A 16,414-nucleotide genomic window follows, 5' to 3' on the forward strand; every position below is an offset into this window, starting at 1 on the left:
TTTAGGATCGTGATTACGCAATAAAATGCAGACGTCGCTTATCGCCGACCGATAGCGACAACTCCCGCACACCGCGACTGCGTGGCCTGACAGTTATCCCTCCTTCACCTCGCTAAATTCCCCGCCTCATTCACCAAGAGGTTGGGAATTCATGCCCATTACACTCCGCAGAATCGTACTTGCCATCAGCCTACTCGCTGCGGCCAACCTTCAATATGCACATGCGCGCGGCGATATCGAGTACATGCCGTTCTGGTATCAACCCTACGACGCACCGGCTTTTGAGTGGTTCGACCTTCCCGAAGTTGAGGCTGCGCCTATCGACGGCTATTTCACTGGGCAAGCCACTACTCACAATGGTCGGCAGGTGGCGAAGGTGCTGGAGCCAGCACTGAGTCGCCTGCTGGAGTCGGGCAATCTAAGCTCCGAGCAGATCAAGGCCCTGGAGAAACTCAACGCCGAACTCGCACAGAAACCCGGCGCATTCGGCGCGGCCCTCGAGCAACTGGCGGGCAGCCAGAACGCAAACCTGGCGGCAGCAACCCAGAGCAGCACCCAGCAACTGAGCAGCCGCGTGCTCTCGACCCTGCGCGAGTTGCCCACCGACTCCAACGGCCACTTTTGGGTAAAAAACCTCGGCAGCGAAGGCGGTCTCGACAGCCAGCGCGGCACTGCCGGCCTGAATACGGCCAACCAAGGCGTTTTAATGGGCGCAGATTGGGCTGTCGACCACGCCTGGCGAGTCGGTGTGCTGGGGGCAAAATCCAGCAGCCGTTTCGATACGCAGCGCTTTACCGCAGACCTGGACAGCTGGCATCTGGGCGGTTACGCCGTGCGCCAGGACGGCCCGTTGGCGTTACGCCTGGGGGCGATCTACAGCAGCCATGCGGGGCAAAACAAACGTGGCATCGATATCCTGGGTTACAAGGACACACTCAAGGGCCGCTACACCGCCAACAGCCAGAATGTCTTCGGCGAAATGGGCTACCAACTGGGCAGTGGCGACATCAGCATCGAGCCGTTTGCTGGCCTTGGCTACCAGCGCTACAGCCGTGACAGTTTCAAGGAACACGGCGGGGCCGCGGCGCTGAACGTCGATGCGCAAACCCAACAGAACCTGAGCAGCACCTTTGGTCTGCGCCTGGCCAAACTGTTCCTGTTCGACAACCAGATGACCCTCACACCCCATCTGAGTACGCACTGGAAACACCTCTATGGCGACGTCGACAGCCAGGTGCGCCAGTCCTTTCGCCAGGGCGGCATTGACGGTTTCACCCTTCAGGGCGCGTCTCTCGACCGCAACAGCCTGAACCTGCAGGCTGGGCTCGATCTGGCACTCTCCGCCAACCACACCGTCGGCGTGGCCTACAGCGCGGAAAACGGCACCCAAAGCAGCAGCCAAGGCTTGATAGGGCAGTGGCGGATGCGTTTCTAAGCAAACTACAGGCGAAAAAAAGGGGAGCACCTGCCCCCCCGAGGATTAAACGGTAATGTCGAAGGCTGTATCAGCCTTCGATTTCAATCAGGATTTCGCCAGGGTTGACCCGGTCGCCCTTGGCTACATGAACAGCGCTCACCTTGCCGGCAATCGCTGCCTGCACTTCGGTTTCCATCTTCATGGCTTCGGTAATCAGTACGGCCTGGCCGGCCTTGACCACGTCGCCTTCCTTGACCAGCACGTCGACGATATTGCCCGGCATCGCGGTGCTGACATGGCCTGGCTCGGTGGCCTGCTTGCGCTTGCTGTTACCACCGCTGACAAACTCGTTGAGCGGTTCGAACACCACTTCTTCGGGCATGCCGTCGATGGACAGGTAGAAGTGGCGCTTGCCTTCGGCCTTCACGCCGACACCGGTGATGTCCACGCGGTAGCTCTCGCCGTGCACGTCGATGACGAACTCGGTCGGCACGCCTTCGCCACCGGCACGGGCCACGCCGCCCGCTTCAGGAATCGGCAACAGTACTTCCGGCGCCAGGGTGCCGGCGTCGCGCTCTTCGAGGAACTTGCGGCCGATGTCCGGGAACATGGCGTAGGTCAGCACGTCTTCTTCAGACTTGGCCAACGCGCCGATTTCGCCACGCAGCTTGGTCATTTCCGGCTTGAGCAAATCGGCCGGGCGTACGTCAATGACCTCTTCACTGCCGATGGCCTGGCGACGCAGTTTCTCATTCACGGTGCCCGGCGCCTTGCCGTAGCCGCCTTGCAGGTAGAGCTTCACTTCGTTGGTAATGGTCTTGTAGCGCTCACCGGCCAGCACGTTGAAAAACGCCTGGGTGCCGACGATCTGCGAGGTCGGGGTTACCAGCGGCGGGAAGCCAAGGTCTTCACGCACACGCGGGATTTCGGCCAGCACTTCGCTCATGCGGTTGAGGGCGCCCTGCTCTTTCAACTGGTTGGCCAGGTTGGAAATCATCCCGCCCGGCACTTGGTTGACTTGCACACGGGTGTCGACGGCGGTGAATTCACTTTCGAACTGGTGGTACTTCTTGCGCACGGCATAGAAGTACAGGCCGATCTCTTGCAGCAGTTCCAGGCTCAGGCCGGTGTCGAACTCACTGCCCTTAAGGGCGGCGACCATCGACTCGGTACCCGGATGGCTGGTGCCCCAGGCAAAGCTGGAAATGGCGGTGTCGATGTGGTCGGCACCGTTTTCGATGGCCTTGAGTTGGCACATCGCGGCCAGACCGGCGGTGTCGTGGGAGTGGATAAAGATCGGCAGGTTTTGTTCGGCTTTCAGCGCCTTGACCAGTTCGCCGGTGGCGTACGGGGTCAACAGACCGGCCATGTCCTTGATCGCAATCGAGTCGCAGCCCATGGATTCGAGCTGTTTGGCCTGGGCCACAAACGCTTCGACAGTGTGCACCGGGCTGGTGGTGTAGGCGATGGTGCCCTGGGCATGTTTGCCGGCGGCCTTCACCGCTTCGATGGCCACGCGCAGGTTACGCACGTCATTCATGGCGTCGAAGATGCGGAATACGTCGATGCCGTTGACTGCCGCCTTGGCCACGAACGCCTTGACCACGTCGTCGCTGTAATGGCGGTAGCCCAGCAGGTTCTGGCCACGCAGCAACATTTGCAGGCGGGTGTTAGGCAACGCGGCGCGCAGTTTGCGCAGGCGCTCCCACGGGTCTTCTTTGAGGAAACGTACGCAAGCGTCGAAGGTCGCGCCGCCCCAGACTTCCAGGGACCAGTAGCCGACTTTGTCGAGCTTGTCGCAGATCGGCAGCATGTCATCGGTGCGCATGCGGGTCGCGAGCAACGATTGGTGGGCGTCGCGCAGGATGGTGTCGGTTACGAAGATTTTCTTAGTCATATTCGGATCTCCTCATAGCTGCAAGTTTCAAGCTACAAGCTGCAAGTAAAGGCTGATGCGCTTTAACTTGTAGCTTGCCGCTTGCAACTTGCAGCTGCTTATTTATAAGCCTGCGTGGGCGGCGATGGCGGCGGCGATGGCCAGGGCCAGCTCTTCGGGTTTGCGCTTGATCGAGTAGTTGGTCAGCTCAGGGTGGGCTTCAACGAAGCTGGTATTGAACTGGCCGCTGCGGAATTCCGGGTTGCGCAGGATTTCCTGGTAGTAGGCGGCGGTGGTCTTCACGCCTTGCAGGCGCATGTCGTCCAGGGCACGCAGGCCGCGGTCCATGGCTTCTTCCCAGGTCAACGCCCACACCACCAGTTTCAGGCACATGGAGTCGTAGAACGGTGGGATGGTGTAGCCGGTGTAGATCGCCGTGTCGGTGCGCACGCCAGGACCGCCGGGGGCGTAGTAACGGGTGATCTTGCCGAAGCTTGGGAGGAAGTTGTTCTTCGGGTCTTCGGCGTTGATGCGGAACTGCAACGCGAAACCCCGGTGCTGTATATCTTCCTGTTTCACCGACAGCGGCAACCCGGAGGCGATACGGATTTGCTCGCGGACGATGTCGATCCCGGTGATTTCTTCGGTGATGGTGTGTTCCACCTGCACCCGGGTGTTCATCTCCATGAAGTACACCTCGCCCTCCGCGAGCAGGAACTCCACGGTGCCGGCGTTCTCGTAACCCACGGCCTTGGCGGCGCGCACCGACAGGTCGCCGATGTAGGCGCGCTGTTCCGGGGTCAGCTGAGGGCTTGGGGCGATTTCGATGAGCTTCTGGTTGCGGCGCTGGATCGAGCAATCGCGCTCGAACAGGTGCACCACGCTGCCAAAGCTGTCACCGAGGATCTGCGCCTCGATGTGCTTGGGATTGACGATGCATTTTTCCAGGAACACTTCCGCCGAGCCGAACGCCTTGGTGGCTTCGGAGATGACGCGAGGGAAGGCTTGTTCAAGTTCTTCGCGGCTGTTGCAACGACGGATACCACGACCGCCACCGCCGGAGGTGGCCTTGAGCATCACCGGGTAACCAATACGGTCGCCTTCAGTCAGGGCTTCGGCGATGTCGGCGACGTTGCCTTCGGTGCCGGGCGTGACCGGTACGCCAGCCTTGATCATGCTGCGGCGCGCTTCGGTCTTGTCGCCCATGCGGCGGATCACTTCAGCGGACGGGCCGATGAATTTGATCCCGCGTTCGGCACAGATATCCGCCAGTTCGGCGTTCTCCGACAGGAAGCCATAGCCGGGATGCAGCGCATCACAACCGGTTTCCACCGCCAAGTTCACCAGCTTGCGCGGGTTCAGGTAACCGGCCAGTGGCTCGGCACCAATGCTGTGGGCTTCGTCGGCACGCTTGACGTGCAACGCATGGCGGTCGGCGTCGGAGTAGACCGCGACCGAGCGAATGCCCATCTCGGCGCAGGCACGCACGATTCGTACGGCAATTTCACCACGGTTGGCGATCAGGATCTTTTTTATCACTTGGAAATTCCCTTGAGCCGATTGCGGCGTTCTTCGACCCACTGGAGCTGGGTCGGCGCGTGACCAAATGTTTCATGACAGTCGCGAGACACACACTAAGCCGGTAGAGGGATTAACAAAAATCAATAATTATTGGGTCATGCATAAGTAAAGACTTATAGTTGTTCGGCTGGCTTGGGATGAGGAGAGCGAAATATGCGTAAGTCATTGATGCGACTGACATTGCGTCAGCTGCAGATCTTTCATGAAGTGTGTGATTTGCGCTCTTATAGCCGCGCCGCCGAGGAAATGTCCCTCACACAGCCCGCCGTGAGCCTACAAATTCGTCAGCTGGAAGAGCTGATCGGCCAGCCGCTGTTCGATTATGTCGGCAAAAAACTCTACATGACCGAGGCCGCTGAAGCGCTGCAACGGGCCAGTCGCGATATCTTCGGACGGCTGGAGAACCTCGATATGCAACTGTCGGACATGCAGGGCTCACTGCAAGGCCAACTGAAGCTGGCCGTGGAATCCAGCGCCAAATACTTTGTGCCGCATTTGTTTGCTGCCTTTAAGCGCCAGCACCCTGAGGTGCAGTTGCACCTGACGGTGGTCAACCGTGCCCAGGTGATCCGCCGGCTTTCCGACAACCGCGACGATCTGGTGATCATGTCCATGGTGCCCCAGGACATGGGCCTGGAATTCCTGCCATTCCTCAACAACCCGATTGTCGCCGTGGCGCCCCCCAACCACCCTTTGAGCCTGCAAGGCCCACTGCGCCTGCAAGATCTGGAACCTTACACGCTGCTGCTACGCGAACCGGGTTCCGGCACGCGGATGGCTTGCGAAGAATACTTCAAGGAGAAACGTGTGCACTTCACCCAGACGGTGGAAGTCGCCTCCGCCGAGGCGCAGCGCGAATGTGTATGCGCGGGATTGGGCGTGGCCCTGCTGACGCGCCACGCGGTCAACATGGAACTGGCCACCGGCGGGCTCAAGGAGCTGCCGGTGGAAGAGCTGCCGCTGTACCGCAGTTGGTGCCTGGTGCAGGCCAAGGCCAAGCGCCTGTCACCGGTGGCCCATGCGTTCCTGGGCTTTATTCGCAGCGAACGGGTGCAGATCAGCGCACTGGCTGAGCGTTTCGCTGGGCAGCCGCGGGTGCCTGCCAGTGGAGTTCCGGGTAGTCACTGATGCTCTGGAGCAATTGGCGCTCCTCGCAACGGTCTTCGATTGCGCGACGGAACGCCATGCGGCGTTGGTCTTCCTGCTGACGACGGGTCTTTACGGTGCTGTTGCTGTCTTCGTAGGGCCGGGCCATTTCGAGTCTCCCAATGCGAGTGCGGGGAGTACAGGATGGGCGCAGGGGATGACGGTTTGGCGGCGCGGGGGTTACAGGACGATGAATTTTCCAGATAGGTCAGAGATCCAAATGTGGGATCAATCCCGCTCCCACATCTGCTCTGTGTATAGCCCTTAGTCGTCGAGGGCTTTGACCGACTTGGGCGACAACCGCAGGCTACGCAAGCTGCGCTTCACGCTCTTGAGGTGGTTGACCAGGCTTGGCCCGCGCGCCATGGCCACGCCCATTGCCAACACATCAATCACCACCAAGTGGGCGATACGCGAGGTCAGCGGCGTATAAATCTCAGTGTCTTCATGCACGTCGATTGCCAGGTTGACCGTAGACAGTTCCGCCAACGGCGTCTGGCTCGGGCACAGGGTGATCAGGGTCGCACCGCTTTCACGCACCAGATTGGCGGTGATCAGCAGGTCTTTGGAACGGCCCGACTGGGAAATACAGATGGCGACGTCGGTAGGCTTCAAGGTCACCGCCGACATCGCCTGCATATGCGGGTCACTGTAGGCGGCGGCGGTGAGCAGCAGGCGGAAGAACTTGTGTTGGGCGTCAGCGGCCACTGCGCCCGAAGCACCAAAACCGTAAAACTCGACACGCTGGGCCTGGGACATGGCGGTCACGGCCTTTTGCAACTCCACCGGGTCGAGCTTCTCGCGCACTTCCATCAGGGTGTGCAGGGTGGTGTCGAAGATTTTCAGGCTGTAGTCGGCGACGGAATCGTCTTCGTGAATCGCAAATTGCCCGAAGCTGGCACCGGCGGCCAAACTTTGGGCCAACTTGAGTTTCAAGTCCTGGAACCCGGAGCAACCGATGGCGCGGCAGAAGCGCACGATGGTCGGCTCGCTGATGCCCACACTATGGGCCAGGTCGGCCATGGAACTGTGCATCACAGCCGCAGGGTCAAGCAGCACGTGATCGGCAACCTTGAGTTCCGATTTGCGTAACAGGTGGCGCGACTGGGCGATATGTTGCAACAGGTTCAAAGGGCAGGACTCTTGTTATGGGCAGGGCCAAGGATGTAGCAATCTTGTAGTTATACTACAAGAATTGTCGTTTTGCCCGTCCGAAGCATCACTAAATCGCCCTGCTCCCCTTTGAATCTAAGGGCGGCCAAGTTGTAGCCACAGGGGCGGCCTTGGCGTCACTCAGGAAAATCTGCATTTTTCCGTAACAAATCTGCCAACCCTTCGGCCTGCATCGGCCGGCTGATCAAATAGCCCTGCACTTCGTCACACTGCTCCCCTCGCAGGAAATCCAGCTGCTGCTGATCCTCCACACCTTCGGCCACCACTTTGAGCGCCAACCCATGGGCCATGGCAATGATTGCCCGGGTGATGGCCGCGTCTTCACGCCCCTGGCCAAGCCCACGGATAAAGCTCTGGTCGATCTTCACGTAGTCCACGGGGATGCGTTTGAGGTAGCTGAGGGACGAATAACCGGTACCGAAATCATCAATGGCCAACTTCACGCCCAGGTCGCGCAGTTGCTGGAAGGTCGCGATGATGTGTTCAACGCTGTCGAGCAACTGGCTTTCGGTCAGCTCCAGCTCGAGGTATTGCGGGTCCAGCCCGGTTTCTTCGAGCACCTGACGAACCAGGCTGACCACCTTGCCCTGGCGCAACTGATGCACCGACAGGTTCACCGACACTCGAATCGGCGCCAACCCCTGACGCTGCCATTCACAGGCTTGCCAGCAGGCCTCGCGCAGCACGAACTCGCCCAGTGGCACGATCAGGCCGGTCTCTTCGGCCAGGCCGATAAAGTCCCCCGGCGGCACCATGCCCCACTGCGGATGCTCCCAGCGGATCAACGCTTCGGCAGCATTCAGCTTACCGGTGGCCAGGCACAGTTTCGGTTGGTAGAACACCGTGAGCTGGCGCTCCTCTATAGCCTTGCGCAGGTGGTTTTCCAGCTGTAAGCGCTCCAGGGTGCTGGCTTGCAGGCTGTCGGTGTAGAACTGGAAATTATTACCGCCCAGATGCTTGGCGTGCTGCATCGCCATGTTCGATTGGCTGACCAGCGCGGAAATTTCCCGTGCATTGTCCGGCAACAGGCTGACGCCCATCGAAGCACTCACTACCAGCTCATGCCCATCCACCGTCACCGGCACGCGCAGCTTGGCCAACAGTCGTGTGGCGACTCGCGCCAGGCTCGAGAGGTTGCCATAAGCGTCGAATAACACGGCGAATTCGTCCCCGGACAGGCGTGCGATGGTGTCGGCCTCGGGCAAGGCGTTGATCAGGCGGCGCGCCACTTTCTGCAGCAATTGGTCGGCGACTTCATGGCCCAAACTGTCATTGAGCAGCTTGAAGCGGTCCAGGTTGATATGCAGCAGCGCTAGGCTGCGCCCGCCCTGACGCACGCGCTGATGAGCCTCGCGCAGCCGTTCGCGGAACAGCGAGCGGTTGGCCAGGCCGGTCAATTCGTCATAGTGGGTGAGGTAGCGCATGCGCTCTTCGGACTCACGCCTGGCCGAGAGATCGGCGAAGAAACCCACGATATGGCTGACTTTCCCCCGAACATCGCGCACCACGTTCAATTGCAGCCACTGCGGGTACAGCTCGCCGTTCTTACGCGTTTCCACCAGCTCGCCCTGCCAGGTGCCGTGGCTGAGCAGCGCCTGGCGGATCACCGGGAAGTGGCGGCGGGCATCACGACTGCTGGGCAGCTCCACGACATTGCGGCCGATCATGTCGTCGGTTTCAAAACCGGTCACACGACTGAACGCCTGGTTGACGGCGACCAGCTTGTAGTCCGGGTCAAGAATCACGATACCTTCGCTGGCCGCCTCGAACACGGTCGACGCCAGGCGCTGTTGTTCCTCCAGCGCCTTGCCGGCGCTGATATCGCGGCGCGTGCCAAGCATGCGCGTGACTCGCCCGTTGGCCGTGCGCTCCACGGCACGGCCACGGTCTTCGATCCATACCCAGTGCCCATCGCCGTGGCGCACGCGGTATTCCACCTGATAGTCCTCGCTGCGGCCCTTAAGGTGTTCCACCAGCGCGCGCTTGAGCAGCGGCAGGTCTTCGGGATGCAGGCGCGGCTTGAGATGGCCGAGCATCGCCGTGACGTACTCCGGCTCCAGGCCGAACAATTCCTTGAGCTGGGTGTGGTGGACTTCGTCGGTTTGCAGGTTCCAGTCCCACAGGCCAAGCTCACTGGCTTGCAGGGCCATGGCAAGGCGCGCTTCGCTTTTATTCAGGGCCAGGCTGGCGGCGTCCAGCTCCTGGCTACGTTGCGCCACGCGGTCCTGCAGGCCGATTTGTGCGTCACGCAGTTCCTGCTCGACCTGGCGGCGCTGTTCGACTTCGCGCACCAACTCCTGATTGAGTTGTTCGCTGCGCTGCTGCGCCTGTTGCAGGTGCTCGATCAGCGCCTGGTTCTGGAAGCGTCGTAGCAGCCCGCGCTGGATCAGGCGATTGACCTGCCACGCCACCAGGCTCAAGGACGCCAGCAGGATCAGGCCCAGTACACCCCAACCGCGCTGCCGCGGGTCGCCGTTCCAGAACAGGTAGATGATCGCCGGCACCAGGCACGGCAAGGCGAAAGACAAAAACGCCGGCAGGCTCACGGCATAGGCCACGCTGGCCGACAGCGTCGCGGCGCCAATCAGGCCAAACACCCAGGCCTGTTGCATAAAGCTGTCCGCCGGCACCAGCGCGATGGCGGCAATAGCCAGGGTCAGGCCGCTGACCGCCGAGCCGAGCATGAACACGCGTCGCCATATCGGCTGGGCCTGGCGGCTGGGCATGGCTGAATCAAACGCCGCCACCTGGATCACGCGCATCGCCACCAGGGCCAGCAGCCAGACCAGCCAGATGCTGTCCAAGAGGTATTGCTTGGGGTTCCAGAGCAGCCAGGCGCAGACCAGGCCATTGACCAGCATCAACAGGGTCGGCAGCAGGGAGCCTTGATACAGCAGGCGCGTGCGCTCGACCGCCATCTCGGTGGCGTAGTGTTTGCGAAGAACCTGTGCGGGCGCCGCCGAGGGGTCGAGCAGATCGGTGCTGAGGGTCATAGGCAGTGTTCTTATAATGGTGAGCCCGAAACGTCGACGGAGCATACACAAGCAAGCGCTCCGGCCAAACTGCTCCACGTCATAAAAGCCGCACGCTCAGGCAGCGCAAACTCCGGAGCCAGACGGCTTGAACGAGACGCTGCGCGGGCTGCGACCGTTGACCGACCGGTCATCACCCCGACTGTTTTACGTCGACCACCCGGCATTGGTATTTGCCCCACTCTCCCGTGGGCCATAGAATGCGCCGATGCGCGATGATCTCTCTCTTTTGCTTAACTCCCTCAACGATGCCCAACGCCAGGCCGTAGCAGCCCCCGTTGGCCGTCAGTTGGTCCTGGCCGGTGCTGGCTCCGGTAAAACCCGAGTGCTGGTGCACCGTATCGCCTGGTTGATCCAGGTCGAGAACGCGTCACCGCATTCCATCCTGTCGGTGACCTTCACCAACAAGGCCGCTGCCGAGATGCGCCACCGCATCGAGCAGTTGATGGGCATCAGCCCGGCCGGCATGTGGGTAGGCACTTTCCACGGCCTGGCGCACCGCCTGTTGCGCGCCCATTGGCAGGAAGCGGGCCTGGCCCAGACCTTCCAGATCCTCGACAGCGATGACCAGCAACGCCTGGTCAAGCGGGTGATCCGCGAACTGGGCCTCGACGAACAGCGTTGGCCGGCGCGCCAGGCGCAATGGTTTATCAACGGCCAGAAAGACGAAGGCCTGCGCCCGCAACATATCCAGGCCAGCGGCGACTTGTTCCTGGCCACCATGCGCAGCATTTATGAAGCCTACGAGGCCGCCTGCGCGCGCGCCGGGGTCATCGACTTCTCCGAGCTGCTGCTGCGCGCCCTCGACCTGTGGCGCGACAACCCAGGGTTGCTGGCCCATTACCAGAAACGCTTCCGACACATTCTGGTGGACGAGTTCCAGGACACCAACGCCGTGCAGTACGCCTGGTTGCGCCTGCTGGCCAAAGGTGGCGACAGTCTGATGGTGGTGGGTGACGACGACCAGTCGATCTACGGCTGGCGTGGCGCGAAAATCGAAAACATCTACCAGTACTCCGAAGACTTCCCGGACGCGGTCACCATCCGCCTGGAGCAGAATTACCGCTCCACAGCCGGGATCCTCAAGGCAGCCAACGCCTTGATCGCCAATAACACCGGGCGACTGGGCAAAGAGCTGTGGACCGACGGCGGCGAAGGCGAAGCGATCAACCTGTACGCCGCGTTCAACGAGCACGATGAAGCGCGCTACGTGGTAGAAACCATCGAAAGCGCGCTGAAAACCGGCTTGGCACGCAGCGACATCGCGATTCTTTACCGCTCCAACGCCCAATCGCGGGTATTGGAAGAAGCCTTGCTGCGCGAGCGCATCCCGTACCGCATCTATGGCGGCCAGCGCTTCTTCGAGCGTGCCGAAATCAAGAACGCCATGGCTTACCTGCGTTTGCTGGAAGGTCGTGGCAACGATGCGGCGCTGGAGCGCGTCATCAATATCCCGGCGCGTGGCATCGGCGAGAAAACCGTCGAGGCGATTCGCGACCACGCTCGCCATGCCGATGTGTCGATGTGGGAAGCCATGCGCTTGCTGATCGCCAATAAAGGCCTGACCGGTCGTGCAGCGGGCGCACTGGGCGTGTTTGTCGAGCTGATCGAGAACCTGTCGGCCAAATGCGCGGAAATGCCGCTGCACCTGATGACTCAGACCGTTATCGAACAGTCCGGCCTGATCGCCTACCACGAAGCGGAAAAAGGCGAGAAAGGCCAGGCTCGGGTAGAAAACCTTGAGGAACTGGTGAGCGCCGCCCGTGCGTTCGAAAACACCGAGGAAGACGAAGAGCTGACTCCGCTCGCCGCATTCCTCGGGCATGCGTCGCTGGAAGCCGGCGACACCCAGGCCGATGAGCATGAAGACAGCATCCAGCTGATGACCTTGCACAGCGCCAAGGGCCTGGAATTCCCGTATGTGTTCCTGGTCGGCATGGAGGAAGGCCTCTTCCCCCACAAGATGAGCCTGGAAGAACCTGGCCGTCTAGAGGAAGAACGTCGCCTGGCCTACGTCGGCATCACCCGCGCCATGCAGAACCTGGTGATGACCTACGCCGAAACCCGACGCCTGTACGGCAGCGAGACCTACAACAAGGTGTCGCGCTTCGTACGTGAGGTGCCGAAGGGTCTGATTCAGGAAGTGCGCCTTTCCAACAGCGTCAGCCGCCCGTTCGGCGGAGGCCAGCAGCAAAGCGCCAGCAGCCTGTTCGCCGGCTCAGAAATTCCGGAAACCCAGTTCAGCCTTGGCCAGCAGGTCAGGCATTCGGTGTTCGGCGAAGGCGTGATCCTCAACTTCGAAGGCGCGGGTGCCCAGGCGCGGGTGCAGGTGAACTTCGCCGAAGGCAGCAAGTGGCTGATGATGGGTTACGCGAAGCTCGACGCCATTTGAAACATCTGCCTACATGAAGGTGATTGGCCCGCCCTTGTTTTTAGCAAGCGCGGGCCAATATCTGTAATAAGTCCTACAGACCTTTCTGGGCCGGTCCTACGCAAAAGCCCGAAACATTATGTCGCTAGCCACTGTCACTGCACCTGTGCAACATGGCGCGCGTGCAATCCACAAATGAGAATTCCCTTTATGAAACGTTTTCTTAGCATCGCCATGGCGTTGTGCATCGGCCTGACGATGAGCATCGACGCCAACGCCAAGCGCTTCGGTGGCGGCAAAAGTTCGGGGGCAGCACCGACTCACCAGACCAGCCAAATGGCTCCATCCGGCGGTGCTGCGGCTACCGCAGGCGCAGCCGGTGCTGCGGGCGCTGCTGCCAAGGCTGGCGGTGCTTCGCGCTGGTTAGGCCCTCTGGCCGGTATCGCCGCCGGTGGCCTGCTCGCGTCCATGTTCATGGGGGGCGGCTTCGAGGGCATGCAGATTTTCGACATGCTGATCCTGGCGGTCATCGCCTTTATGATCTTCCGCTTTATCGCTGCCCGTCGCCGCAAGCAGCAGGAGCACCTGGCTCCCGCCGGCGCGCCGATGCAGCGTGAAGCGTTCGAGCAAAAACCAGCCATGGGTTCGATCTTCGGTGGTTCGGCAGCACCTGCTGCAGCCCGCCCGGTGATCAACGCACCGGCCTGGTTCAACGAAGAACGTTTCGTCGAAGCGGCCCGCAGCCACTTCCAGTCCCTGCAGCAGCACTGGGACGCCAACGAAATGGACAAGATCGCCGAGTTCGTAACCCCGCAACTGCTGGAGTTCCTCAAGCGCGAACGTGCCGACCTGGGCGACGCTTTCCAGTCGACCTACATTGAAGACCTGCGCGTACAGTTGGACGGTGTGGATGATCGCGCCGACAAGACCATCGCCACACTGACGTTCAGCGGTGTGTCTAAGACCTCACGCTTCGACCAGGGTGAAGTGTTCAGCGAAAGCTGGAACATGGAACGCCCACAAGGCGAGAACCAGCCATGGCTGGTCGCCGGTATCCGCCAGAACGGCTGATCCCCGCACGCTTGAGCAGGCAGTCACAAAAAACCCCGGACCTGTCCGGGGTTTTCTATTTCACGGTTGCACTTATAGCGAGCTACTGTATAAAACGCCCCTATAAACCGCGCCATCTAGCAAGAGGATCCCGGCCGTGGAAGAAATCATCGAACAATTGCGTGAAGCCAACGAACCGGTCCCGGTTCCCCTGGAACTGCCTGATGAAGATCAGATTGTGGAAATCGAGGAACAACTGTTCATCGACATCCCGTTTGTCTTCCGGGAATTCCTGCTGACCGTCAGCGACGTGGTGTACGGCAGCCTGGAGCCGGTGACTGTCACCGACCCACAATCCCACACCTACCTGCCGGACGTGGCAGCAAACGCTTGGGATGCCGGCGTTGATCGCAGCATGATCCCGATCTGCCAGGACGGTGACGACTATTACTGCGTCGAGGAAGACGGCACGGTGGTGCTGTGGTCTGGCGAAGAAGAACTTGTCACCGAAGAAACCTGGGAATCGGTGTGGCACTGGGCGCGGGACGTCTGGCTGGAAAGCTGAGTTCACACCCAGGCCGGTGTGAGTGCTCTGGCGTATCCTTGTGATTATCCAGCGTCTCCAGCAATGCGACCTGCATCCGCGTATGCACGCGGATGAACCACCGCCAGAGCACGGCCGCCACCGCTGCCGTGACCACGGCGATCAGCACCAGCAACTTGTTGGTCGGCAGGATACTGGCCGACAAGGCTGCCAATAGCAGGAAAATCACCAGCAGCGAGAGGATTGGGATCAGCTCCGCAATCACCCGCCGCACGCGCTGAGTATGCCGCCCGGCCATTTCCGGCTTCACGCTCATCTCCGCCAGCAGCATCGACAGCGCCTTGAGCTTGCGGTACGCCGCGATCAGGAAGAGCAGCGACACCAGCATCACGCCCTCGCCCTATGGCTGAATGCTGCGCAGCCATTCGCCATACATGCCGAACACTCGGCTCATGCGCTTGGGCATGACCGCCGCGGGTTAACACCGCGACTTCCGGCAGAAAGCCGGCGCAAGATATGGAAACAGATCGGTAGAAGCGTGACGGCAAGCCGCCCACCGGCGTCCCGTTAGGGATGGCGCTGCAAAGATTCCAGCACCCGCAGAGGTGCCCCCCCAACCAATGCCTACAACCCGTGAGTGTGCTATGGAACCCGGAAACGCCCAGCTGTCGATGACGGTATTGATGACCCCTGACATGGCCAACTTCTCAGGCAATGTCCACGGCGGTACCCTGCTCAAATACCTCGACGAAGTCGCCTACGCCTGCGCGAGCCGTTATGCCGGCCGCTATGTCGTCACGTTGTCGGTCGACCAGGTGATTTTCCGCGAGCCGATCCATGTCGGCGAACTGGTGACGTTCCTCGCGTCGGTCAACTACACCGGCAACACCTCGATGGAGGTGGGCATCAAGGTGGTGACCGAGAATATCCGCGAGCGCTCGGTGCGCCATACCAACAGCTGCTTCTTCACCATGGTGGCCGTGGACGACCAGCGCAAACCGGCCACCGTACCGCCGCTGCAACCGCACAACAGCGAAGACAAACGCCGGTTCGTGCAAGCCCAGCAGCGCCGCCAGATCCGCCAGGAGCTGGAAAAGCGCTACCAGGAAATCAAGGCGGACGCCCTATAAGCCCTTTTCCCTTGTAGGGGCGAACAAACCCCGCCCCTACAACCGCCAGCACTGATCGTAGTGGGCGCACACATCAAATCGCTGATCCAACTGGCTCATGCGCTCAATGTGATGGTTAACGATGTCTACCATCACCGCTTTGCTGGTGTTCTGATAGTACTGCGCCATCAACTTGTCGTTCGCCTTGACGCGCTCGACCACGGCGGCGTCTGTCGGGTTTTGCCACTGCTCCAGAATGGCATCTTCGGTGCCGCTCAGCCGCATGCGGTAAACCCTCTCATAAAGCTCAAGAGTCCGCGCCTTGCGGCCGGCCAACTCCTGATTCACCCGTGCATAGTTCTGACGGTACTCAGCCCAATAGGCCTCGGGTGGAGTGAATTGGCCAAGTTTCGCCTTGCGCTCGGCGATCGCCTCTTCGGTGGCTTGCGGGCGCTGCGCTGTGTCTGGCTCCATCAACGTGATGAGCTGCATATGGGTTTCAACGATCGCGTTGATCAACGCGGTACGGTGTGGCGTGACGGGGATAACCTTACCGAATATCGGGCTTTTGCCTGCGCACGATGGCATGCCGTTCTCGAATATCGGCTGTGGAATGCGCACGTCCTTGCCATTAGATCGGGCCAGGCGCTGCAACGAAGTCGTGCAAACCCCCCGCGCCATGTCAAAGGTCACTTCATACTCTTCCCCTGCCTTTGGCGTGATGCTCAGTGCTTTGCCGCAAACGTAGCTACCCCCATTGGTATTAATCATCAACATCGTCTCTTTGCCAGGCGCCAGCTTGAACTCCAGCAACCCCCTGGCCTTGGCTGGCGGAGGGACGGACATGTCGACACGCCGCCGGGTATCGACCAGGAAAATATTATTCAGCATGCCAGTGGTCTGGCCCATACAGTGCTGAGCGTCGTAGACGTCGATGGTGGTATTGGACGTATTAGAGATGAAACGCAGCTTGGCGGCATCAGGCTCGGTGGCGTCAGGGTAAGTGCCGTTCACACTGCAACCGGCCAGCAGCGACATCAGCACCAGGGCGGTTAGCGCCCGCAGCGAAGGGAATAAGGGAGACATGGTTCTTCCTTGAAAAACACAGGGGATGA

Annotated in this window: 12 protein-coding genes and 1 pseudogene; 6 read left to right on the forward strand and 7 right to left on the reverse strand. The window is 60.6% G+C overall.

Annotated elements, in window-relative coordinates:
- The first annotated feature begins 151 nt into the window (after nucleotides 1-151).
- Nucleotides 152-1,435, forward strand: a complete 1,284-nt coding sequence (locus AACY36_RS12875) for an autotransporter outer membrane beta-barrel domain-containing protein (protein WP_339427707.1) — start codon at nucleotides 152-154, stop codon at nucleotides 1,433-1,435.
- A 70-nt stretch (nucleotides 1,436-1,505) separates the two neighbouring features.
- Here the strand turns inward: AACY36_RS12875 and oadA are convergent, their stop codons facing one another.
- Nucleotides 1,506-3,314, reverse strand: coding sequence for a sodium-extruding oxaloacetate decarboxylase subunit alpha (oadA, locus tag AACY36_RS12880; RefSeq protein WP_339418632.1), 1,809 nt, complete (start codon nucleotides 3,312-3,314; stop codon nucleotides 1,506-1,508).
- Nucleotides 3,315-3,416: 102 nt separating this feature from the next.
- The gene (locus AACY36_RS12885; RefSeq protein WP_339418631.1) at nucleotides 3,417-4,832 is read right to left on the reverse strand and encodes an acetyl-CoA carboxylase biotin carboxylase subunit; all 1,416 of its coding nucleotides are present in this window, start codon (nucleotides 4,830-4,832) and stop codon (nucleotides 3,417-3,419) included.
- A 195-nt stretch (nucleotides 4,833-5,027) separates the two neighbouring features.
- Between AACY36_RS12885 and AACY36_RS12890 the strand changes: the two genes are divergently transcribed.
- Nucleotides 5,028-6,002 (forward strand): LysR family transcriptional regulator, encoded by a 975-nt coding sequence (locus AACY36_RS12890; protein ID WP_339418629.1) that lies wholly within the window; start codon nucleotides 5,028-5,030, stop codon nucleotides 6,000-6,002.
- Here the strand turns inward: AACY36_RS12890 and AACY36_RS12895 are convergent.
- The 3 genes from AACY36_RS12895 to AACY36_RS12905 all read right to left on the reverse strand — a co-directional run bounded on the left by AACY36_RS12895 (nucleotide 5,932) and on the right by AACY36_RS12905 (nucleotide 10,186).
- Nucleotides 5,932-6,129, reverse strand: coding sequence for a PA3496 family putative envelope integrity protein (locus AACY36_RS12895; RefSeq protein ID WP_339418627.1), 198 nt, complete (start codon nucleotides 6,127-6,129; stop codon nucleotides 5,932-5,934). The two genes, AACY36_RS12890 and AACY36_RS12895, sit on opposite strands and share 71 nt — an antisense overlap.
- Before the next feature lie 155 nt (nucleotides 6,130-6,284).
- Nucleotides 6,285-7,151 (reverse strand): transcriptional regulator HexR, encoded by an 867-nt coding sequence (hexR, locus tag AACY36_RS12900; protein ID WP_010168370.1) that lies wholly within the window; start codon nucleotides 7,149-7,151, stop codon nucleotides 6,285-6,287.
- Between the two features lie 158 nt (nucleotides 7,152-7,309).
- Nucleotides 7,310-10,186 (reverse strand): EAL domain-containing protein, encoded by a 2,877-nt coding sequence (locus tag AACY36_RS12905; RefSeq protein ID WP_339418625.1) that lies wholly within the window; start codon nucleotides 10,184-10,186, stop codon nucleotides 7,310-7,312.
- 247 nt (nucleotides 10,187-10,433) lie between these two features.
- On the opposite strand from AACY36_RS12905, the gene uvrD reads away from it, so the two are divergent.
- From uvrD to AACY36_RS12920, 3 genes are all read left to right on the forward strand, one after another.
- Nucleotides 10,434-12,617 (forward strand): DNA helicase II, encoded by a 2,184-nt coding sequence (gene uvrD / locus AACY36_RS12910; protein WP_339418624.1) that lies wholly within the window; start codon nucleotides 10,434-10,436, stop codon nucleotides 12,615-12,617.
- 189 nt (nucleotides 12,618-12,806) lie between these two features.
- Complete coding sequence (locus AACY36_RS12915; protein ID WP_339418622.1) at nucleotides 12,807-13,667, forward strand: Tim44 domain-containing protein; 861 nt, start codon at nucleotides 12,807-12,809, stop codon at nucleotides 13,665-13,667.
- Nucleotides 13,668-13,803: 136 nt separating this feature from the next.
- Nucleotides 13,804-14,211 (forward strand): SMI1/KNR4 family protein, encoded by a 408-nt coding sequence (locus tag AACY36_RS12920; protein WP_017135771.1) that lies wholly within the window; start codon nucleotides 13,804-13,806, stop codon nucleotides 14,209-14,211.
- A 22-nt stretch (nucleotides 14,212-14,233) separates the two neighbouring features.
- On the opposite strand, the pseudogene AACY36_RS12925 reads toward AACY36_RS12920, so the two are convergent.
- Nucleotides 14,234-14,665, reverse strand: a pseudogene (locus tag AACY36_RS12925) (cation:proton antiporter); the annotation flags it as partial.
- A gap of 169 nt (nucleotides 14,666-14,834) precedes the next feature.
- On the opposite strand from AACY36_RS12925, the gene AACY36_RS12930 reads away from it, so the two are divergent.
- Nucleotides 14,835-15,320: an acyl-CoA thioesterase gene (locus AACY36_RS12930; protein ID WP_339418621.1), complete on the forward strand. Its 486-nt coding sequence runs from the start codon at nucleotides 14,835-14,837 to the stop codon at nucleotides 15,318-15,320.
- A 36-nt stretch (nucleotides 15,321-15,356) separates the two neighbouring features.
- Here AACY36_RS12930 and AACY36_RS12935 read toward each other — a convergent pair whose 3' ends face one another.
- Nucleotides 15,357-16,385, reverse strand: coding sequence for a hypothetical protein (locus tag AACY36_RS12935; RefSeq protein ID WP_339436618.1), 1,029 nt, complete (start codon nucleotides 16,383-16,385; stop codon nucleotides 15,357-15,359).
- Nucleotides 16,386-16,414 lie beyond the last annotated feature (29 nt).

Source organism: Pseudomonas sp. EA_15y_Pfl1_P101 (genome assembly GCF_963970835.1).
GTDB classification, from domain to species: Bacteria; Pseudomonadota; Gammaproteobacteria; order Pseudomonadales; family Pseudomonadaceae; genus Aquipseudomonas; species Aquipseudomonas tritici.